The 20,880-nt window shown below is 59.8% G+C and carries 18 protein-coding genes and 1 pseudogene; 6 read left to right on the top strand and 13 right to left on the bottom strand.

Going from position 1 to position 20,880, the window contains the following annotated elements:
- Window positions 1-163: 163 nt before the first annotated feature.
- The 6 genes and pseudogenes from Q8X48_RS21755 to Q8X48_RS21730 all read right to left on the bottom strand — a co-directional run bounded on the left by Q8X48_RS21755 (window position 164) and on the right by Q8X48_RS21730 (window position 5,255).
- Window positions 164-1,597: pseudogene (locus Q8X48_RS21755) on the bottom strand (NAD-dependent succinate-semialdehyde dehydrogenase).
- Window positions 1,594-2,628, bottom strand: coding sequence for an aldo/keto reductase (locus Q8X48_RS21750; RefSeq protein ID WP_407801474.1), 1,035 nt, complete (start codon window positions 2,626-2,628; stop codon window positions 1,594-1,596). Before Q8X48_RS21750 ends, Q8X48_RS21755 begins: the two are co-directional and overlap by 4 nt.
- 10 nt (window positions 2,629-2,638) lie before the next feature.
- A complete protein-coding gene (gene fae, locus Q8X48_RS21745; RefSeq protein ID WP_075948975.1) occupies window positions 2,639-3,151 on the bottom strand; it encodes a formaldehyde-activating enzyme in 513 nt (170 codons plus the stop codon).
- Between the two features lie 366 nt (window positions 3,152-3,517).
- On the bottom strand, window positions 3,518-3,802 hold the full coding sequence (locus Q8X48_RS21740; RefSeq protein WP_407801473.1) for a pentapeptide MXKDX repeat protein: 285 nt from the start codon (window positions 3,800-3,802) through the stop codon (window positions 3,518-3,520).
- A 53-nt stretch (window positions 3,803-3,855) separates the two neighbouring features.
- Complete coding sequence (locus tag Q8X48_RS21735; RefSeq protein ID WP_015094481.1) at window positions 3,856-4,641, bottom strand: molybdopterin-dependent oxidoreductase; 786 nt, start codon at window positions 4,639-4,641, stop codon at window positions 3,856-3,858.
- Window positions 4,638-5,255 (bottom strand): cytochrome b/b6 domain-containing protein, encoded by a 618-nt coding sequence (locus Q8X48_RS21730; protein ID WP_407801472.1) that lies wholly within the window; start codon window positions 5,253-5,255, stop codon window positions 4,638-4,640. The genes Q8X48_RS21735 and Q8X48_RS21730 overlap by 4 nt, the downstream gene beginning before the upstream one ends.
- 198 nt (window positions 5,256-5,453) lie before the next feature.
- On the opposite strand from Q8X48_RS21730, the gene Q8X48_RS21725 reads away from it, so the two are divergent.
- Complete coding sequence (locus Q8X48_RS21725; protein WP_407801471.1) at window positions 5,454-6,389, top strand: class I SAM-dependent methyltransferase; 936 nt, start codon at window positions 5,454-5,456, stop codon at window positions 6,387-6,389.
- Window positions 6,390-6,422: 33 nt separating this feature from the next.
- Here the strand turns inward: Q8X48_RS21725 and Q8X48_RS21720 are convergent, their stop codons facing one another.
- Window positions 6,423-7,196, bottom strand: a complete 774-nt coding sequence (locus Q8X48_RS21720; protein ID WP_126046311.1) for a helix-turn-helix transcriptional regulator — start codon at window positions 7,194-7,196, stop codon at window positions 6,423-6,425.
- A 110-nt stretch (window positions 7,197-7,306) separates the two neighbouring features.
- Here Q8X48_RS21720 and Q8X48_RS21715 point away from each other — a divergent pair, with 110 nt between their 5' ends.
- On the top strand, window positions 7,307-8,410 hold the full coding sequence (locus tag Q8X48_RS21715) for an extracellular solute-binding protein (RefSeq protein WP_407801470.1): 1,104 nt from the start codon (window positions 7,307-7,309) through the stop codon (window positions 8,408-8,410).
- Window positions 8,411-8,577: 167 nt separating this feature from the next.
- Complete coding sequence (locus Q8X48_RS21710) at window positions 8,578-9,708, top strand: DmpA family aminopeptidase (protein WP_407801469.1); 1,131 nt, start codon at window positions 8,578-8,580, stop codon at window positions 9,706-9,708.
- 295 nt (window positions 9,709-10,003) lie between these two features.
- On the opposite strand, the gene Q8X48_RS21705 is transcribed toward Q8X48_RS21710, so the two are convergent.
- The gene (locus Q8X48_RS21705; protein WP_407801468.1) at window positions 10,004-10,726 is read right to left on the bottom strand and encodes a GNAT family N-acetyltransferase; all 723 of its coding nucleotides are present in this window, start codon (window positions 10,724-10,726) and stop codon (window positions 10,004-10,006) included.
- Between the two features lie 281 nt (window positions 10,727-11,007).
- Here Q8X48_RS21705 and Q8X48_RS21700 point away from each other — a divergent pair, with 281 nt between their 5' ends.
- Window positions 11,008-14,382, top strand: a complete 3,375-nt coding sequence (locus Q8X48_RS21700) for an Ig-like domain-containing protein (protein ID WP_407801467.1) — start codon at window positions 11,008-11,010, stop codon at window positions 14,380-14,382.
- 222 nt (window positions 14,383-14,604) lie between these two features.
- Here Q8X48_RS21700 and Q8X48_RS21695 read toward each other — a convergent pair whose 3' ends face one another.
- From Q8X48_RS21695 to Q8X48_RS21685, 3 genes are all read right to left on the bottom strand, one after another.
- Window positions 14,605-15,174 carry a YceI family protein gene (locus Q8X48_RS21695; RefSeq protein WP_218480406.1) on the bottom strand — a complete coding sequence of 190 codons (570 nt, stop codon included), beginning with the start codon at window positions 15,172-15,174 and terminating at the stop codon, window positions 14,605-14,607.
- A gap of 137 nt (window positions 15,175-15,311) precedes the next feature.
- Window positions 15,312-15,983: a phosphoribosyltransferase gene (locus Q8X48_RS21690; protein WP_407801466.1), complete on the bottom strand. Its 672-nt coding sequence runs from the start codon at window positions 15,981-15,983 to the stop codon at window positions 15,312-15,314.
- 220 nt (window positions 15,984-16,203) lie between these two features.
- On the bottom strand, window positions 16,204-17,562 hold the full coding sequence (locus Q8X48_RS21685; RefSeq protein WP_407801465.1) for an MATE family efflux transporter: 1,359 nt from the start codon (window positions 17,560-17,562) through the stop codon (window positions 16,204-16,206).
- 297 nt (window positions 17,563-17,859) lie between these two features.
- On the opposite strand from Q8X48_RS21685, the gene Q8X48_RS21680 reads away from it, so the two are divergent.
- The gene (locus Q8X48_RS21680; protein ID WP_095946406.1) at window positions 17,860-18,132 is read left to right on the top strand and encodes a hypothetical protein; all 273 of its coding nucleotides are present in this window, start codon (window positions 17,860-17,862) and stop codon (window positions 18,130-18,132) included.
- Between the two features lie 254 nt (window positions 18,133-18,386).
- Here Q8X48_RS21680 and Q8X48_RS21675 read toward each other — a convergent pair whose 3' ends face one another.
- Entirely contained in the window at window positions 18,387-18,659 is a 273-nt protein-coding gene (locus Q8X48_RS21675) for a hypothetical protein (protein ID WP_126046319.1), read from the bottom strand.
- Entirely contained in the window at window positions 18,659-20,434 is a 1,776-nt protein-coding gene (locus Q8X48_RS21670) for an S-type pyocin domain-containing protein (protein WP_407801464.1), read from the bottom strand. Before Q8X48_RS21670 ends, Q8X48_RS21675 begins: the two co-directional genes overlap by 1 nt.
- 224 nt (window positions 20,435-20,658) lie before the next feature.
- On the opposite strand from Q8X48_RS21670, the gene Q8X48_RS21665 reads away from it, so the two are divergent.
- A complete protein-coding gene (locus Q8X48_RS21665; RefSeq protein WP_407801534.1) occupies window positions 20,659-20,853 on the top strand; it encodes a hypothetical protein in 195 nt (64 codons plus the stop codon).
- The last annotated feature ends 27 nt before the right edge of the window (window positions 20,854-20,880 follow it).

Here is a 20,880-nt window from a genome sequence, read left to right as displayed (position 1 = left end):
AATTCTCCAATTGTTGTTATTGACGGAGAAATGAAGCGTGTAACTCCTGTAGGAGCGAGCCTGCTCGCGATGGACTTGAGAACTCCGCGGGGTGTCAGGCTCCCCGCGATATCGTTAACGTCCATCGCGAGCAAGCTCGCTCCTACACAAGGGCGTCGTAGCGTTACAAACCGCCCATCAACAGGTATTTGATTTCCAGGTAGTCATCCAGACCGTATTTCGAACCCTCGCGACCCAGGCCCGATTCCTTGATGCCGCCAAACGGCGCCGCTTCCGTGGAAATGATCCCTTCGTTGATCCCGACCATTCCGGCTTCCAGGCCTTCGGCCATGCGCCAGACGCGGCCGATGTCGCGGCTATAGAAGTAGGCGGACAAACCGAATGGCGTGTCGTTGGCCTTTTGCAGCACCTCGGCTTCATCCTTGAAACGGAAGCAGGCAGCCACCGGTCCGAAGGTTTCATCCTGGGCGATCAGCATGTCGCTGCTGGCTTCGGCAAGAATCGTCGGCTCATAGAACGTACCGCCCAAGGCGTGACGACGACCACCGCACAGGACCTTGGCGCCCTTCTTCACCGCATCGCTCACGTGCAGCTCGACCTTGGCCAGTGCGGCGCCGTTGATCAGCGGGCCTTGTTCGGTTTCACCGTCCAAAGCACTGCCGACGCGCATGGCTGCAACGGCTTCGGCAAGTTTGCCGGTGAAGGCTTCGTACACGCCGTCCTGAATGAAGAAGCGGTTCACGCAAACGCAGGTCTGCCCGGTATTGCGGAATTTCGAAGCCATCGCGCCTTTGACCGCCGCGTCCAGATCGGCGTCGTCGAACACAATGAACGGCGCGTTGCCACCCAGTTCCAGCGAAACTTTCTTCAGGGTGTCGGCGGCCTGGCGCATCAGCAATTTGCCGGTGCGGGTCGAGCCGGTGAACGACAGCTTGCGCACGATGCTCGACGCTTGCAGCGCGCCACCGATCGCCACGGCATCACCGGAAACGATGTTGAACACACCGGCCGGAATCCCGGCCTGCTCGCCCAGCACCGCCAGGGCGAAGGCCGACAGCGGGGTTTCTTCCGAGGGTTTGAGGATCATGGTGCAACCGGCGGCCAGCGCCGGACCGACCTTGCGGGTCACCATGGCCAGGGGGAAATTCCACGGGGTGATCGCCGCGACGACGCCTATGGCTTCCTTGACCACGATGATCCGCGCATCGGCCTTGTGGCTCGGGATCACGTCGCCGTAGGCACGCTTGGCTTCTTCCGCGAACCACTCCAGGAAGCTCGCAGCGTAGACCACTTCGCCCATGGCTTCGGCCAACGGCTTGCCCTGTTCGCGGCTGAGCAGCGTGGCCAGTTCCTTCTGGTTGCACAGCATCAAGTCGCTCCAGCGCTTGAGGCGCTGACTGCGTTCCTTGGCGGTCAACTTGCGCCACGCCGGCAAGGCACGATTGGCCGCTTCGATGGCTAACCGGGTCTCTTCAGCGCCGGCCTTTTACACCTCGACGATCAGCTCGCCGTTGGCCGGGTTCAGCACCGGGTAAGTCTGCCCGCCGCTGGACCATTGGCCATCGATGAAATTGCCGTGACGAATCAACGCGCTCATGCCACGGCCTCGGTCAGGTGGAAGCGCTCCAGCCCCGGACGGGCGGTACGCAGGATGCGCTTGCCGGCGGTGTAATCGTTGATCACGTCGCACGGCGTGTAGTTGCGCTCCAGTTCATGCAGTTCCTCGGCGTCGAGCCTGGTCTCCAGAGCCGCCAGGGCACTGTCGAACTGCTCGGTGGTGTCGGCGCCGACCAGCATGCAATCCACGCCCGGGTGGTTGGCCACCCACGCCTGGGCGATCTGCGCGTTGGACACGCCACGGGCACGGGCTACACGTTGCACCGAATGGGCAATTTCGAACGAGGCTTCGTCGCTGTACATCTGCTGGGTGAAGAAGTCCGTCTGGTTGCGGGTCGACTGTGCGTCGCCGGTCAGCAGGCCACGGGCCAACGGGCTGAACACCGAGACGCCAAGGCCCTGGTCGCGGCAGAACGGGATCATCTCGCGCTCTTCTTCACGGTAGGCGCAGTTCAGTTGCAGCTGCATGTTGATCGGCTTGACCCAGCCATTGCGCTCGCAGGCCATGAGGATTTTTGCCAGTTGCCCGGTGAGCATGGTCGACACGCCGACGTAGCGGGCCTTGCCGGAACGCACGATGTCATTCATCGCGCTCATGGTTTCTTCGACCGGGGTGTTGACGTCGAAGTAGTGCAGCATGAAGACGTCGACGTAATCCATGTCCAGGCGTTTGAGCGAAGCATCGATGCTGTCCATGATGTGCTTGCGCGAGTGGCCGCTGGCATTGATACCGCTGCGGGTGCCGTAGCCGACCTTGGTGGTGATCACCAGGTCTTCGCGCCGGCTCAGGCGCTTGACGATGCGCCCCACCACCTCCTCGCCGACACCGGCGGAATAGAAGTCCGCCAGGTCGATGAAGTTCACGCCGTTGTCCAGTGCGTGCTTGACGATCGGTTCGCTTTTCTTCTCATCGAAGATCCACGGTTTCCAGTCCGGGGTGCCCATGTTCATGGTGCCCAGGCACAGGCGGGAGACTTCAAGGCCGGAATTGCCCAAACGAATGTATTGCATGGCGCGGACCTCAGGCTTTTGGCGTGTAGAAAGGGTTGCTGATGTGATTGACCACATCCTTGAGCTGTGCGGTTTCCGGCTTGCCGGTGAGGGCGGCACGGATCGCGGTGCGGCAGGCGTTGTAGTTGTTCAGGTACACCGCATCGAGGTCGTCGCAGGCCGGGTTAACCCAGTTGGCAGTAACGATGGCCCACTCATCCTCGGCTTCCGGCGGCAGGGTGCCGTCGAGCAGCGCTTCCAGAACGGCCTTGGCGATACCGGCCTGGGACGCGCCCCAGGTCGCATTGCCGTGCAGGTCGCTGCCGATCGCGGCCTTGTTCACATACAGGGTCATCGGCTTGACAGGGATGTTCGGCTGGGCGATCACCATGAACGGGCAATGGCCCTGGCTTGGCGATGCGAGGCTGTTGGCGAACGCCTGCCCTGCCGGGCCGTTGCGCGGGCCGATCAGGATGTTGATGTGCGCGGCGTTCACGCCAGGGCCTTCGAAGCCTTCACCGATGTACAGGTCGAGTTCTTTCATGAGTCGTTACTCTTCAGGGAGTTTTGGTTGATCAGCAGCGCACGCCAGCACGAGGCCTGGCGTGGCAGATGTCTGGGTTCGAAGAGCGCAGCAGATCGCTGGCGAAGACGCGGCAGTGATGATGAGTCATGGTTGCAAACGCTCTTTTTTGTTGTTGATGAGCTGGTTTGCGATTTTTTAACACCGGGGGTTGGCGGGGCTGTAACCATTAAAAGTCATGGGGATATGACTTCAGGTCATACCCTTTGGATCATGTGAAAAAACTGTAGGAGCGAGCTTGCTCGCGATGGAGTGTCAGCCGATGACGGGCTGACTGATACACCATCGCGAGCAAGCTCGCTCCTACAGGGGGCGGGGTGTTCGGGATTACTGCGACATCGCGTCCTTTTTCATTGCATCCTTGGACATCGCATCTTTTTTCATCGCGTCCTTGGACATTGCATCCTTGGACATTGCATCCTTGGACATGGCGTCCTTGGACATCGAATCGGTCTTCTTCATCGCATCTTTATTCATCGCATCCTTGGGCATGGCATCTTTGGACATCGAATCCTTGCTCATGCCGTCGTTACTCATCGTGTCAGCTGCAAACACGGAGGCAGCGCCAACGGCCAGGCACATGGACAGTACAACGGTGGTCAACTTTTTCATGATGAAACTCCCTGGAGCGTGGGTTGTGGAGGTGTGAAAGGGCCAGGCATCCGTCAGCTGCCACCGAACCAGTTGTAGCCCTGGTCTTCCCAATAGCCGCCGCTGTAGGTGTTACTGACGAAAATTGCCTGAATGTGTTTGGGGTTCTTGTAGCCAAGTTTGGTGGGCATGCGCAGCTTCATCGGGAAGCCGTACTCGCGCGGCAGCACCGCGCCGTCCCAGGTCAGCGCGAGCAGGGTTTGCGCGTGCAGCGCAGTGGCCATGTCGATGCTGGTGTAGTAGTCGTCGGCGCATTTGAAGCCGACGTATTTGGCGTCGGTGTCGGCGCCGATGCGCTTGAGGAAATCGCTGAAGCGCACGCCGCCCCAGCGTCCGATCGCGCTCCAGCCTTCGACGCAAATATGCCGGGTGATCTGCTCGGTCTGGGCCATGGCGCGCAGTTCGTCGAGGCGCCAGCTGCGCTTGTCGGCGACCAGGCCGCTGACCTCCAGGCGATAGCTCTCCTCCTCCACTGTCGGTGCCTCGTCGATGCCGTAAAAGGCATTGAAGGGAAACGGCCGGGTGATCATCGATGCGGGATAGGTCGGCGCCATGGCGTTGGGGTTGAACAGCCAGCCCTGTACCCGGTCGTTGAAGCGCGACATGGAGGACAGCGCGGTGTCGACGCTTTCGTTGTCGGTGATGTTGCAACCGGACAACATGGCAACGCCGCCGAGGGTCAGGCCACGCAGCAGGAATGATCGGCGTGAGCGGTCTTCGATTTGCGGGGCGAGGATCTTGCGGGCGTCGGTGAGGATCGAAGACTCGTCCAGTCCGGGGATCTGAATGCGCTTTTTCATGCTTGCTCCTTGCGGCCAACGATCATGGCCAACAGTGTTTTCGGAACCAGCGCGACCATCAGCAGATGCACCGCCACGAAGGCCACCAACAGCGCCATGGCGAAGAAATGCACCCGGCGTGCGCCTTCGTAACCGAACATCAATTCACGCAGCAGCGGGAACTGCACCGACTTCCACAACACCAGCCCGGAGAGCACCAGCAGCGTGATGTCGACCATCACGAACAGGTAGGCGACACGTTGCACCTGGTTGTAATGGTTGAGGTCGGCGTGTCCGAGCTTTCCGCGCAAGGCGGCCCACAGGTCATGCAGCACGCGGCTGGGCGACACCGGGAAGAAACGCCGCTTCAGGCGCCCGCTGAACAGGTTGAAGGCCAAGTAGATCAGACCGTTGATCGCCAGGAACCACATCGCCGCGAAATGCCATTGCAGCGCGCCAGCGAGCCAGCCGCCGAGGGTGATCGACGCGGGAAAGCTGAATTCGTAGAGGGGCGAGGCGTTGTAGATACGCCAACCGCTGGTGACCATCACCAGCACCGCCAGGGCGTTGATCCAGTGGGTCAGGCGTAGCCAGCGTGGATGACTGGCCTTGGGTGAAGCAGTTGACTGCGACATGTCCGGCTCCCGTGTGTTGTTGTTCGTTGGGGCCGAGTATGAGAGCCGGAAGATCGCCAAATCCTCACGTAAAGTTAAATTAAACGTGATAACTCGTACTCGATAACCTGTGGCAGAACCTGTGTGTTTTTTCCGTGGTCCGCCGGATGCGCAATTATGGTTAAATGCCGCCCCTTTCCACGCCACCGACCCGACCCGATGAACCCTGAAGCCCTCGCCACCCTCGACCAGCACCTGCTGACCGCCCTCGCGGCCGCCCCCGCCGAAACCCGTCGCCTGTTCCACGGCCGTGGCCGCTGCTGGCCGGGGTTGGAGCAAGTGACCGTGGACTGGTTGCAAGGCGTGGTATTGGTGGCGTTGTTCAAGGAGCCGGAGACGGCGCAACTGGAGGACTTGAAACAGCGGCTGATGACAATCACTCAGTCTGAACAGTGGGCAAAATCCGGCGCCCATTCGCTATTGCTGCAACATCGCTACCTGTTGCAAAGCACCACCGAATGGCTGCTGGGCGAAGTCATCGAAGAAATGACCATCACCGAGGGTGGCCTGAAGTACCGGGTCGACCTGGGCCGCAAGCAGAACACCGGGCTGTTCCTCGACATGCGTTATGGCCGCAACTGGGTCCGCGCCCATGCACAGGGCAAGCGGGTGCTGAACCTGTTCGCCTACACCTGCGGCTTCTCGGTGGCGGCCATCGAAGGCGGCGCGAGCCACGTGGTCAACCTCGACATGTCCAGCCCGGCCCTGAGCCGTGGCCGCGACAACCACCGGCTCAACGGCCACGACTTGGGCAAGGTCACGTTTCTCGGCCATGACCTGTTCAAGTCCTGGGGCAAAGTCATCGGCAAAGGCCCGTACGACCTGGTGATCATCGACCCGCCGTCGTTCCAGAAAGGCAGCTTTTTGCTGACCAAGGATTACCAGCGGGTGCTGCGTCGGTTGCCGGAATTGCTCAGCCCTGAAGGCACGGTGCTGGCCTGCATGAACGACCCGGCGTTTGGGGCGGACTTCCTGATCGACGGCGTGACCCGCGAAGCACCGAGCTTGCGGTTTGAGCAGCGGCTGGAGAATCCGCCGGAGTTTCCGGATGCGGATGTCGAGTGTGGGTTGAAGGCGTTGGTGTTTCGGCAGTAACACCGATTCGTGCATTCACCAAACCACCAAGGTTCAACGCGGCTGCAACACCAGCGCAAACAACTCGCCATGCCCGTTCACGTTGAGCTTGTGATAGAGGTTGCGCCGGTGCACTTTCACTGTCTCCGGGGAGATGCCCATTTGCTGGGCGATGGCCTTGCTGGAGAAGCCCTGGAGAATCAGGCGCGCGGTTTCGATTTCCCGCACGGTCAGGCGGGCGTCGAAGCGATCGAGCAAGGTCGCCAGATCGCCGGCCGGCGGTTCGGCGACCGGTCCTTCCGGAGGCAACAAATCCAGGTGTCGGCGCATCGCGGACAGCACCCAGTCACGCACGCATAGCAGGCGCCCCTGATCCTCAAGGCCAAAGCGCGTCGAACGCCCGAGGGACAGGCCGAGCACGGCGCCGTCGAGGTTGACCATGAACTGCAACTCGTCGCCACCGACCACGCTGCTGAAGTAACTCAGGTAGTACTCGCTGTGCTGGAACTGGTCGGGGGCCACCGATTCGAGGCTGTGCAAGCCGTCAGCGATGCCAGCGCACACGGCTTGATAGAATGGGTCAAGCAGGTACATGCCAGCGCGGTAGTCCGCCAGTTCTTCCTGCTCGGCACTGTTGCCCTTGGCATCGAAATCAATCAGCAGGCGCGGCACGTGGCCCGGGCGCATCAGCGCCACCAGAGCGTTGTCCAGCGGCACCAGCAGCCGCAGGGTATCGACCAGCGCCCGCCAGAAGCCGTCTCGCCCCACCGTCGTGAAGACCCGCGCCAGCCCCTGGTGCACCGGCAACTCTTTCAACAACGCGTCCACGCACTACCCCTTTTGAGTAACCCATGATGGGAATGGGTGAAGGTCACCCAGGTCGATACGCTGCAAACTCCTGATTACCACCGGCCGCAACAGGCCAGGAGTGCCGCATCATGAGTCGTCACCGCTTGTATTTCAATCTGGGGTTTGGCGCCTGTCTGGCGGTGTCGCTGTCAGCGCTTGCCGTCGAAGCCCCGACCGTGCACGTGTACAACTGGTATGACTACATCGGCCCCACGACCCTGCAGGACTTCAAGCGAGACACCGGGATCGCGCCGGTCTACGACACCTTCGACAGTGCCGAAGTGCTCGAAGGCAAGTTGCTCACCAGCCGCAGCGGCTACGACGTGGTGGTGGCCAGCAACTTCAGTCTGCCCACGCTGATCAAGGCCGGTGCCCTCGCCCCACTGCCCCGCTCGCAGATGCCGGACTTCAAGAACATGGACACCGATCTGCTGGCGAAACTGGCCAGCAACGATCCGGGCAACCAGTACGCCGTGCCGTACCTGTGGGGCACCAACGGCATCGGCTACAACGTCGACAAAGTGCGCGCGGTACTGGGCGACAAGGCGCCGGTGGATTCCTGGGACCTGGTGTTCAAGGAGGAGAACCTGGCCAAACTCGGCGAGTGCGGCGTGGCCATGCTCGACTCGCCGTCGGAGATGCTGCCCGTTGCCCTGCATTACCTCGGCCTGCCGCCCAACAGCACCAACCCCGAAGACTACAAGAAAGCCGAAGCGCTGCTGCTCAAGCTGCGTCCGCACATTGCCTACTTCAACTCGTCGAAGTTCATCAGCGACCTGTCCAACGGCAACATCTGCGTGGCGGTCGGCTGGTCCGGCGCCATGCTCGAAGCCAAGACCACCGCCGAGCAGGCCGGCAACGGCGTGAAAATCGCCTACAGCCTGCCCAAGGAAGGCGCGCCGGTATGGTTCGACACCCTGGTACTGCTCAAGGACGCCCCGCACCCGGAACAAGGGATGGCCTTCATCGAATACCTGATGCGCCCTGAAGTCATCGCCCCGGTCAGCGACCACCTCAACTACCCCAACGGCAACCGCAGCGCGACCACGCTGGTGGCCGAAGCGACCCGCAACAACCCGGCTGTCTACCCGTCAGCCGAAGCCATGGCCACCCTGTTCACCCTCCAGCCCCTGCCGCCGACGACCGAGCGCGTGCGCACGCGAATCTGGAGCAAGGTCAAAAACGGTCAATAGCAAGGACACCGCATACCCCTGTGGGAGCGAGCTTGCTCGCGATAGCGGTGGATCAGTTGCCATAGATGTTGAATGTAACGACCCCATCGCGAGCAAGCTCGCTCCCACAGTGTCCGTGGTGCCCAACAAATATTTTTTTCTGCCACGAATCGAAGATGAGAAAACCCATGAAACCACGCGCTCGCGACCTGAACATCCAATTCGGCCAACTGCAACCCGGTCCGCTCAATGCCATCACCGACGTCCCCGGCGTGCGGATCGGCCACTGTGATGTACGAGGACGCACGGCCAACGGCCGCGACATCCTCACCGGAGTGACCGTCATCGAACCGCGTGCCGGTTCCACCAGCCAGCAACCGTGCTTTGCCGGCGTGCATGTACTCAACGGCAATGGCGATGCCACGGGGCTGGAGTGGATACGCGAAGCGGGCTTGCTGACCAGCCCCATCGCCTTCACCAACACCCACAGCCTGGGCGTGGTGCGCGATGCGCTGATCGTGGTCGACCGCGAACAGCAAGCCGATGACGGGCGCCTCTACTGGAACATGCCGGTGGTGCTGGAAACCTTCGACGGCTTGCTCAACGACATCAACGGTTTTCACGTGAAGCCCGAACACGTAGCCCAAGCCGTGCACTCGGCGGCGGGTGGCCCGGTGGCCGAAGGCAATGTCGGAGGCGGCAGCGGCATGATCTGCCACGAATTCAAGGGCGGCATCGGTACCGCGTCGCGACGCTTGAACAGCGCCCAGGGCGGCTGGACAGTGGGGGCGATTGTCCAGGCCAACCATGGCATCCGCCATGAACTGCGCGTCGACGGGTATCCGGTCGGGCGCTACATGGAACAGGTCGATTCGCCGTTCCTCAAGGCCTCGCTGCCCCATCCGGGCATGGGTTCGATCGTGGTCTGCCTGGCCACCGATGCGCCGCTGCTGCCACACCAGTGCACGCGCCTGGCCCAACGCGCCAGCCTCGGCCTGGCCCGCACCGGCGGTGGCAATGAAGACCACAGCGGCGACATCTTCATCGCCTTCGCCACCGGTAACGATCACGTGCCACCGGCTGCCTACGAGAGCAAGAAAGCGCCGACCACAAACAACCTGAGCATGGTCAACAACGACCACATCAGCGAGCTGTTCCTGGCCGCCACCGAAGCCGTTGAAGAAGCCATCATCAATGCCCTGCTCGCCGCCGACACTGCCGAAGGCAACGGGCACGGGGTGCCGGGGCTGGATGCCGAAACCCTGCTCAAGGCGTTGCGCAGCGCCGGCTGGCCGGGGGATGCGACTAGCGGTACTTGAGTGAAACACTTGGTCTTTTTAGGATGAACTTACGCAGTCGCTTGCTTGTGCAAGCCGCTGCGTAGGTGGTGAGTGCACTGAACCCCTACCAAGCTCACCGCCTGTTTCATGCGCATCTTGAGCCTCGAGGGCTCTACTTCCTCCCCATCAAAGAGCTTTGAGGCTCTTTTTTTGTCTCTGAAAAACCAACACAAATCACTGTGGGAGCGAGCCTGCTCGCGAAAGCGGTGGGTCAGGCAGCTTTGATGCTGGATGTGGCGCCGTCTTCGCGAGCAGGCTCGCTCCCACAATGGATCTAGACCAAACGCAGTTTTGGGCCAAACGCCGGCACTGCATCATCACCCAAACGCTCGCGCACACATTCATTGGCCTTGCGCGTCAACTGGTCCAGATGCCGGTCGCGCTGTTTTTCCGCGTCGGTCATGGCCCGCTTGCCGTGTTTTTGCAGCAGATAGGTATGAATCTGCCGCACCTCCAGCGAGCTGTAGATCGACGCCACGTCCAGCAGCGCCATCAAGCCACCGGTACTGTGATCGCGGGTATTCATCAACACCTGGGTCGCACGCACGCCCACCACCTGAAAACCCATCGCCTCGAAATACGGCACCTTGGCCACCGCGCAGGTCAGCTCGGCATGGGGATAGCGGCCGACCATTTCCCGCAGCATCCGCCGGGCCACACCCTGGCGCCGATACTCGGCCTGCACCGCCATATACGCCACGCCACAGGCCTCGGGGTCGTCCTGCACCGGCAGGTACAGCAAAAAGCCCAGCACCTTGTGCGGATCGTCTACGTCCGTGGCAACGATCAACTCCACGGCAATGCCTTTTTCACCGTTCAGCGCCTCCAGGTACAGGTGCACCTCATAGCCGATCGCGTATTGATAGAGGTTGTACAGCAGGTTGCTGGGCGGGATCGCGACCATACTGATGTCGGTCAGGTTGTCGACCACCATCTGCAGGATCTGGCTATTGATGTGCTCGGGGCACGGGGTCTTGAAGTGGCTGATCAGGGGCATTGCGGTGACAGGCTCCGGGAGGCATGGGCCGCCTATCATAACGCGCCTGACACCTGCGGTCCGAAGGGTGATGGTGGTGTGGCAGGGGATTGGGGAAATGGGTGGGTCAAGCCCCCCCGAACTTGAGGATTGCCACCCACTTCGGCGCTACAGAAAAGTCTTCAATGTTTTGATACAAATCAATCTTCCATATCTCCCGAGACCCTCTGGTGATTGGCGTAGCTCTTGCATAGACCGCATTGCGTACGTCAGCCACATCGGCGCGCCTCGAGGGAAACAATATGAAAAGCCTGCCTGACCTCAAACCGCTCGGTTTCAGCAAAACGGGCATCGCCGCTGTGCTGCTGATCAGCATCGGCACCCTCAACGCCTCACCGCTGGACGATGTCAGCCAACCACCACCGACGGACCCCTCGGCGTATACCAACCCGCCGGCCGACCCCCAGGCCGCGGTGGATGCCATAGAGGCCATGCCACCCACCAACACGGGTGCCTTCGCCCTGCCCAATGGCGTGTATGGTACCCGCACCACGCCGACGACCGACAACGTACTGCCGCCCGCGCTGCAGACATCGTTCAAGATCCCCACCAACGGCAAGCCCAGCCCGTTGTTCGGGGCGCAGCCGTACACCCAGCAATTGCTGTTGTTCGAAGAATTCGGCACGGAAAAACTTGACCCGACACTGCCGCCGCCCACCCTGACCTTCCCGCCTCCGACCGTCGGCCCGGCGCCCGTGCAGGACCCGAACAACATCGCCCGCAGCGGCCCTTCGGCTGCGTCGCTCGAAGCCTTCATGCGCCAGCCGGGGCTGTACCCGTTTCCGTCACAGTTTTCCAACGTGCTGGACCGTAACCCGTGGCAAGCGCAGATCGAAGCCTTCCTCAACCGCCATCCGGTCGGCTCGCCGGCCGAGGGGCGTCCGCCAGGAAAAGGCTGGTCGCACCAGCGCTGGAACGAGTTCTACCCACAGGTCGCCTTCAAGACCGCCCAAGCAGGCGCCAAGCTCAACGGCGGCATGCGCGACCGCCGGCAATTGCACAACTACGCGGTTGGTGAGTTCGGACCGGGTGGCCTCTACTACCAGACCTCGGACATCCCGACCACAACGGGCACCACCAAAGGCATCGACACGCGTTTCCACCCCAACATGCCGATTCAGAACCACAAGGCGCTCTGGACCTTCGACGGCACCTTTCCGGCAAAACTGTTGATGGTGCGCTACGGCCAGGGCGTGCTGATGCGCCACTACAACGCCCTGCCGATCGACCCGTCGGCCAACATGGGTTTTGGCCTGCACACCCTCAGCACCCACGAACACAACGGCCACTCCCCGGCCGAAAGCGACGGCTATGCCAATGCGTTTTTCTTTCCGGGGCAGTACTACGACTATCGTTGGCCGATCCAGTTGGCCGGCTACGACAGCATCAACACCAATGCGCAGGATCCGCGCGCCGCGTTCCCCTGCGCCCCGGGCGAAACCCTGTATGTCAACGATGCCACGCCGGGCCTCAAGACCTGCAACAACGGCAGCATCAAGATTCGTGGCGACTGGCGCGAAACCATGAGCACCCACTGGTTCCACGACCACATGCTCGATTTCACCGCGCAGAACGTCTACAAGGGCAACGCGGTGATGATGAACTATTACAGTGCCATGGACCGTGGCAACGAAGCGCTGGAAGACGGCGTCAACCTGCGCCTGCCCAGCGGTTCGGCGTTGCCCTGGGGCAACCGTGACTACGACGTCAACCTGATGCTGGCCGACAAGGCCTGGGATGCCAATGGCCAGTTGTGGTTCAACCCGTTCAACACCGATGGTTTTCTCGGCGATCAACTCTTGGTCAACTGGCAGTACCAGCCGCGTCTGAAAGTGCGGGCGCGCAGCTATCGTTTCCGTATCCTCAATGGCTCGGTGTCGCGCTTCTTCAGGATCGCGCTGGTGCGTGAAATCGTCGGTACCGGTGGTGAATTCCCTGGCCCGACAGGTTCCGGCCTGTCCTATACCCGCGTGCCCTTCCACATGATCGCCAATGACGGCAACCTAATGGAGCACGCCGTACCGTTCGACGGCAGCCTGGATCTGGACGGTGACGGCGATGTCCAGGACCACAACGCGATCCTGCCCGCCCAAGGTATCGCCGAACGTTACGACATCATCGTCAACTTCGCGAAAAACGGGATTAGCGTTGGCGACAAGCTGTACTTCGTCAACCTGATGGAGCACCAGAACGGCAAGGGGCCGGAACCTGTGCCGCTGAGCCTGGCCGATGTCCTTTCCGGCAAGTACAAGGCGGTGCTCAAGCTGGGCAGCAAAGGGCTGGAATGGGACGGCGGCGACCCGGTGGTGGGCAAGTTCCTGCAGATGGTGGTCCAGCCTTACGCTGGCCAGGACGTGAGCATGAACCCTGCCGACTACGAACCTGCCAAACCGGGCAAACCGGTTGGTAAGGTCATGATCCCGTTGACGATCAATCGCGACGACCCGACGATGCAGGCCAAGCTCAAGGCGGCGCGGCATCGCGAGTTCATCTTCGGTCGCTCCGACGGCACCGACGAAGAACCCTGGACCATCAAGACCGATGGCGGTTTCGGCTACCAAATGGATCCTCGGATCATCAGCGCCGCTCCGCAACTGGCCACCGGTCCGACCCCTGCCGGGTTCTCCGGCGATGGCACCCTGGAAGTTTGGAAAATCAGGAACGGCGGCAACGGCTGGAGCCACCCGGTGCACGTGCATTTCGAAGAAGGCGTCGTCCTGAGCCGCGACGGCAAGGCACCGCCGGAATGGGAAAAATGGGCACGCAAGGACGTCTATCGCATCGGCGAGGGCATCGACAGCTCGGTGGACGTGGACATTGCTATCCGCTTCCGTGAATTCGCCGGGACCTACATGGAGCACTGCCACAACACCCAGCACGAGGACACGTCCATGCTGATGCGTTGGGATGTCGAGCACCCCGGCCAGTTCCAGTTGATGCCAACGCCCCTGCCCGGCTGGGACGGCGTCAACTACGTCAACTCCGCCGCACTGCCGACTTTCCGCACTGGCGATGAACGCGTCGAAGACCTCGCCAACCAGAAACCTGTCGCCAACCCCGACAGCGCCATCAGTAACACCGGCCAACCGCTGACCATCAACGTGCTGGCCAACGACAGCGGCCCTGACGGTAACGTGCCACTTAAAGTGGTGGGGCTGGAGCAACCGGACTCCGGCAAGGGCTCGGTCAGCACCGACGGTCTGCGCGTGATCTACACACCACCGGCCACGATCCCCGCGCCGTTCACCGCGACCTTTACCTATAGGGCCAGCGATGCCAAGAACGCGGAGTCGGCACCGGCGACGGTGTCCGTGGCGGTCTCGGCAGGGGTCGTCGAGAACCTGATCGTCACCAGCGCCACCGTCACCGCCCGCAGCAACAGCCGCTGGTATTGGGTGCTGTCCGGCACCACCTCGCGTGGCACGGGCAATACCATCACGGCGACGGCCACGACCACAACCGGCACGGTGAACCTTGGCGCTGCCACCCTGACGCCTACGGCAACAGGCGCGCGCTGGAATATAGCGGTGACGACCGTCGGCAGTGGCCCATCGCCCAACCCGACAGCGACCATCAAGTCGTCCTTCGGCAAAACCGTGACAGTGCCAGTGCACTAGCGCGGATTGATCGGCGCCCGGTCCATGCAATGTGGACCGGGCGCTTTTTTTTGCGGATCGTACGGTGGGACCGAGAGCCTTTGTATTGACTGTTACAACGCCTTCGCGAGCAAGTCGGATCGCCGCACCGCCGCTCCCACAAGGGATCTGCGCCGAGCATAATTTCTGTGCTCTCTGAAAATCCCTGTGGGAGCGGGCTTGCCCGCGAAGGCGGCCTCACAGTCACCGCTGCGGCGCCACCATCCGAAAGCGGATATTGATCTCGTTGGACACCATACTGTCCGCCCACTCGCCCTCGCCAATCTTGAAGTCGTTACGCTTGAGCACCAGTTGGCCATCGAAGATGCCGATGGAACTCTCCGACCTCAGCTGCACCGGCACACTCACTTCCCGAGTGAGCCCGCGCAAGGACAGTTTGCCGGTGATGGTGTAACGGTTATTGCCGAGGGCCTTGATGGACGTCGATTCGAACGTCGCCACCGGATAAGTCGCGGTGTCGAACCACGCCGGTTTTTGCAGCTCGGTGTTAGCGTCGTCGCTGCCGGCATCGATGCTGCTCAGGTCGATGGTCAGCGCGGCATGGGCGGCACCCGGGTTATCGGTGTCGAAATCGAGATTGGCCTTGAACTTGCCGAAGGTGCCGTAGGTTCTCGACCCCATCTGCTGATAGGTGAAACTCAAGGTGCTGGCCTTGGCGTTGACCTCCTTGTATTCCACGGCTTCAGCGAACAGCACCGGGCCGAACACCAACGTGCCGGCCAGAGCGATGCAACGCGCGGATCGAAGGTTCATGGCACTCTCCGGGAGGACTCCCGTCTTGAGTTGACATGCCGCACACAAAGGCCGGCACCAGATGGACTAAAGCAAACAACCGGCGTTTATTCCACCTCGGCCGTTCAATTGCGACCACCTGCCAATGACCGCCAGCGCTACCCGCACGCCTCGCGTTGCCACGCCCGCCGCAACAGTTCGATCACCTCGGCATCGCAAGTCTGGGAAAAGTCCATGTACCAATGGCCAATCGAAGTGAACCACTCGGGCATCAGTGGGCAAACCAGTTCATCCACCTCGCTGCGCAGCGCCTCCACCGTCTCGATCGGTGCCACCGGCACCGCCACCACAATGCGCGCAGGTTCCTGCACCCGCAGCGCCTGGATCGCCGCCCGCATCGAAGCGCCGGTGGCCAGGCCGTCGTCGATCAGGATCGCCACCTGATCCTTGAGCTGCACCGGCGGCCGCGTGCCACGGTAGACCTGCTCGCGGCGCAGCAACTCGCGGCTTTCCCGTTCGACCACAGCGTCGAATGCAGCCTTGGAAATCGGATGCACCCGCAGCGCCTCTTCATTACGAATCCGGATGCCACCGCTGGCAATCGCGCCCATGGCGTACTCCGGATGGGACGGCACGCCGAGCTTGCGCACCAGCATCAGGTCCAGGCGAACCTTCAGCGCCGTGGCCACCTCATAAGCCACCGGCACACCGCCACGGGGCAAGGCCAGAACGATGACATCGGGGCGATTGGCGTAAGGCAGCAGCGGCTCGATCAAACGCCGCCCGGCCGCTGGCCGGTCTTGCAGGATGGAATGGGACAAGGGGCTCATGTGAAAACCTCCCCAGGCGATTGCGCCTGACTTTTTCAGTCACACCGTCCTTTTGTGGCAAGGGGGCTTTTGTGGCGAGGGGGCTTGCCCCCGTTGGGCCGCGCAGCGGCCCCAATCTCATAACAAACTCAGATCTTTGTGAGCGCTTCGCACTCAAACGGGGGCAAGCCCCCTCGCCACAGGGTTAAGTGAACAGCATGCCCCTCCCGACGCGTCCCGCCTACACCAACCGCTCAATCTTCTGATGCTGCCACACCAATTTGTAATACAGCGTCTGCAACACCAGCATCCCCAGATACGCCACCGGAAACGCCATCCACACCCCTTGCAGCCCGAACTTCGCATCCAGCAGATAGGCCGCCGGCAATTGAATCCCCACCACGCAGACAATGGAAATCGCCACCGGCACCATCACCGTGCCGCTGGCGCGCATGATGCCGCCGATGATCGCCTGGAAGCCAAACACCAACAGGCTCCAGAGCATGATGTGCAACAGGTGCTGGGCCATGGTCCGCGTCGCCTCTTCCGTGAGGAACGACGCCAGCAGCCAATGCGACAGCAGATACCCGAGCACCACCAGACCACCGGTCAGGCACACATTGATCATCAACCCCGTGCGCAGAATAGGCCCCATGCGCTCGATGCGTCCGGCCCCAATCGCCTGTGCGCCAAGAATCGACGCGGTAATCGCAATCGACAGCGCCGGGAACTGCACGTAATTGACGATCTGCGTCACCGCGCCATAGGCCGCCGTCGCCTGGGAACCGTGCTGGTTCACCAGCGCCAGAATCACCAACTCCGACAGCGACAACACCACCATCTGCAACCCGGTGGGCAAACCGATGCGCAGCACCTTGCCGAGAATCGCCATGTCCAGCTTCATCGCCGCAAAAAACTCACGGTCCGGCGCCAGCGGATGGCCCTTGCCAATCAGCCGCCACGCCAGCAACCCCATCGCCACCAGGTTACCCACCAACCCGGCAAACGCCGCACTCTGAATCCCCATCGGCGGCAAGCCAATCCACCCGCGAATCAACGCCGGCGTCAGCGCCAACCCGACCATGGTCGACACCACCAGCGCCAACAACGGCGACAAGGTATCGCTCACCCCGCGCAACAACTGCGTGAACAGCACAAACACCAACAGCGACGGCATGATCCACAACATCACATGGGCATACGCCACCGCATCGTCCAGCACATCCGCCGGCGTCCCCAACCCGACCAACGCCGACCGCGCAAACACACTGCCCACCACCGCCGCCGTCAACCCGATCAACACCCCCAACAACAAGGTTGCCCCGGCAATCGCCTTCACCAGATGCGTCTCCCGCGCCCCCCACGCCTGCCCGATCAACACCCCCGCGCCAGCGCCGAGGCCGATCACCAGGGCGATGAAGAAAAACACGATGGGGAACATCCCCGAGACCGCCGCCAACGCCTGGGTGCCGAGCATCTGGCCGATGTAGATGCTGTTGACCGTGCCGGACATGGATTGCAGGAAGTTCGACAGGACCATCGGGGCGAGGAAAAACAGGTAGGTTTTCCAGAGGGGGCGTTGGGGGTTGGGGGTTTGCATGGGCGAAGATCCATCTCGACGGCAGGAGCGATGATTAAGGATAGCGTGGGTGGCTGAAACCAAGGGGCGATGACCATCTCAGGTCTGTGTCTGGATTTCCAGCGAACTGAGGTGAAAGGTCTGAAGTTTCATCCTCAAAGGTCCTACACAAAGCTCGGAATGCCTCACCTTCCCGCGCTGATCTCGTGAGGCTTATAATCGGCGCCGTCGCCCCAGAATGGCGGCCGGGTTTGGCGACCTGAACACAGAGAATGACCAACTGACGGCCTTGAGCCCATCAAACAGAGATCATTCAAAATGAATCGATACATGCCCCTCACCGGAATCGACCTGGTTCCGGCCTCCCTGCTCATCGACACCCAAGCCCCACTCGACGTCCTGCAAGCCATGGCCGATTACCGGATTCGGACGGTTACACAGGTGCTGGAAAACATCGCCTACCGTTCCGAGCTCGGATGCGACACGGTGGTGCTGGAGGACTTTTCCAAGCTGCTGGTCATTCCGTTGAGGGATGGCTGTGATTTGATGGATGTGATTGGTCGGCGGCTGCGGGCGCAGGCGGCGGAGTAAAAAAAACGGGTGCTCTCGCGCCCGTTTTATTGCTACTCCAGAAAGGGATTACCCATCAGCTTGATTCGAGGCCGCGAAAAACCAATCAGGCGAAGATACTCAATATGCCCGTAACAAAGAGAAGAGCCGCTGGGTAGCGGCTCAACCTGGGAAACCTTCGATGATTTAAACGACTGGACAAGGGAACCGGACGGCCACGAAATGATGGCTACGGTCACCGCTCTCTGGCACCTGCGTTCAGGCACTTGGTGCTGTCAATCAAAGGTATATTTGCCTTCGAGCATGAATGCCGGCTCTCTCCAGTTGGGTCCTCTCACAACTCCGCACCCACTATATTTGATAAACCCGGCATCACACATTTTATGGACAAGGTTCAATAGCCCTATGTTGTTCTCCACATGCGCCCAGTTAGCCAGATTATAAAGACCATCAAGCCGCGGAAGGGAGATGCCTAATTTATTTTTTGTAAGAAATAGAATTACCTCTTCAGGCTTTTCGTTAAGTACGATGGTTGCAATGACGCTCATTATTTTACCCCTCCAAGTTCCTTGTACTCTCGCTCACTTTGCTTTCGATGCGCTTCTATAGCATCAGGTGTATAGAGCAGTTCAAAAGCATCCTTGACTTTGTAATCCTCCAGCGTCGCGGCATGTGTATTATTCCAAATAACGCCCTCGTCATTCGGTTCTACACCGTCTACCACACCTAATGCTCTGAAACGTTCCAGCTCTCTGATTTCATGAGTATAGAAGCGTTTATCCACTTCTGTGACCACCAATTTACCCAACAGAATTTTTTCCAAGCGCTCAATCATGATGGCATTGGCATCCGAAGGCATGAAGCGTCCCGTATGCAATTTGACCAGGTCAATACCCGCTTGGGTCACGGTAGCACTTGTCCAATCGAGATCGAGGATTGGGCCTCCGGCTTTGGCGGGATTGAAAAGTCGACCGCTGTATTTCCCCCTTGTGGTTGCTCCTTCATAAGGACTATTAAAAACAACGTAGATTGGCGGCAGACCGCTTTCGATCGGAAAGCAGTAAATGCAATCCCTGAAATCAGGCAATTCGAACGCGGGAAAGGTTTCAGGCTGCACAAGCAATGGCGACAGCGTCACTCCAGTGTACGTCGGTACTTGCGCAGGTCGGGCAGGCGAAGTTGTCGAATTGCTTCCCAAGTGAATAATGGGAAAACTGAGGATATTGGGCGGCGTATCGTTTGACGTGAAACTGTAGCTGCTGGTCGTTGGATCGAACACCAATGCTCGCACTGGCACTTTTGCCGAGACACTCCCTCCAACCGGGGTTGCAACAAGTGAGTATTGGTTAAGGTCGCCAACAATCCGATAAGGAAGGTCAATGGTTCCTTCGGCAGCGGCGATTTCACTCAGGTTTGGCGGCAGCTTTGGCAAAAAAGTGCTACCGGGTAGTGTGAGTACTGTTTGAGGAAAGCGTTCGCCGTTAGCAAGAGCAGGTGAATAGAGCAAGGCCCCTATCCCAACAGCAGTGGCCGGACTGATAAGTGCTTCCCCCAACCCTGCCAACAACTTAATGCCTTTATGGATCACTGCCTCGAAGGGCCAACCTTCGGCGAAATGGATGGCAATGGCACCCGCCACAGTTCCCGCCTCTATGTCATTACCAATGTGTAGCCTGTAGGTATAAGCGACTTCATCCCTTGCCAAGGCGCGATGGATTTCAGCGTCTGCAGTTGCGGAAGCGTCCTCCAAAATGCGAACGGCCTCGATTAGAATTCGTTTAACGTAGGCGACAGTTAGTGATAACAGGAATTCTTCATAAAAACTTAGTCGTACTTCATCATCATCTTTTTCTGACTCCACATCACCTGCAAAATTCTCGGCAATTGTTTCTCTGCCTAGTGACAATGCGTCCACGCCAATATGTAATATTGCATCGCCCCAACTCCCGTGCATTTCGACCCTTTGCAAAAGCTCAACGATGACCACTTTCTTTTTTAAGGCAGCTTCCAACGCATTTAACTCTTGGGACTCAATGGCTGCGGCTATGCATTTCTCTAGATAACCTCGAATATTCGGGGCTCCACCCGAAAAAACATCCTTTATCTGATCGTACACCGAAAGCAACATCTCCACTAATTGTTGGTATTCGTTTCGGGTATTTTTGACGCTCTCAATACTATACGGCGTAGTAACCGCCGGGACAGCCTTATCCCAAAACAAAATACTATCGAAGCTTGAAGGAAAAACTGAGGCTTCCGCAACTTTAACCGGCAGAGACCCTGACGTTATTAAGGGTGAATTATGATTAACTGCTTTTTGCATATAGCACTCTATGCAACAATATTAATTCCATAGACAGAACAACAGTTATGCCGCAATCACCTAGCAACTTCAACGCATCAACATTTACTACATACGTCGCGCACGAAAGGTTACATCAGACCCAAACAACCTCTGCGACTCTCCAGAAAATCACTCACAGCAAAAGCTGTCGAACTCAATCTGCCATATATGGACTACTAAAATAAAAGAACTGATTTATTTTTATGAAGCCCTTTAAAAATGGCGAATATCGTGTTCGAACGGTTACGCAGGTGCTGGAGAGCATCTACCGATCCGAACTCGGTTGCGACACGGTGGTGCTGGAAGACTTTTCCAAGCTACTGGTCATTCCGTTGCGCGATGGTTGTGATTTGATGGATGTGATTGGCAGACGCTTGCGAGCACAAGCAGCGGAGTAAACGAAAACGGGCGCCTGATCTAATCAG

Origin of the sequence: Pseudomonas sp. QLc11A, assembly GCF_052112305.1 — a bacterium.
GTDB classification, from domain to species: Bacteria; Pseudomonadota; Gammaproteobacteria; order Pseudomonadales; family Pseudomonadaceae; genus Aquipseudomonas; species Aquipseudomonas laurylsulfatiphila.
This window is presented reverse-complemented; position numbering and strand designations above follow the sequence as displayed.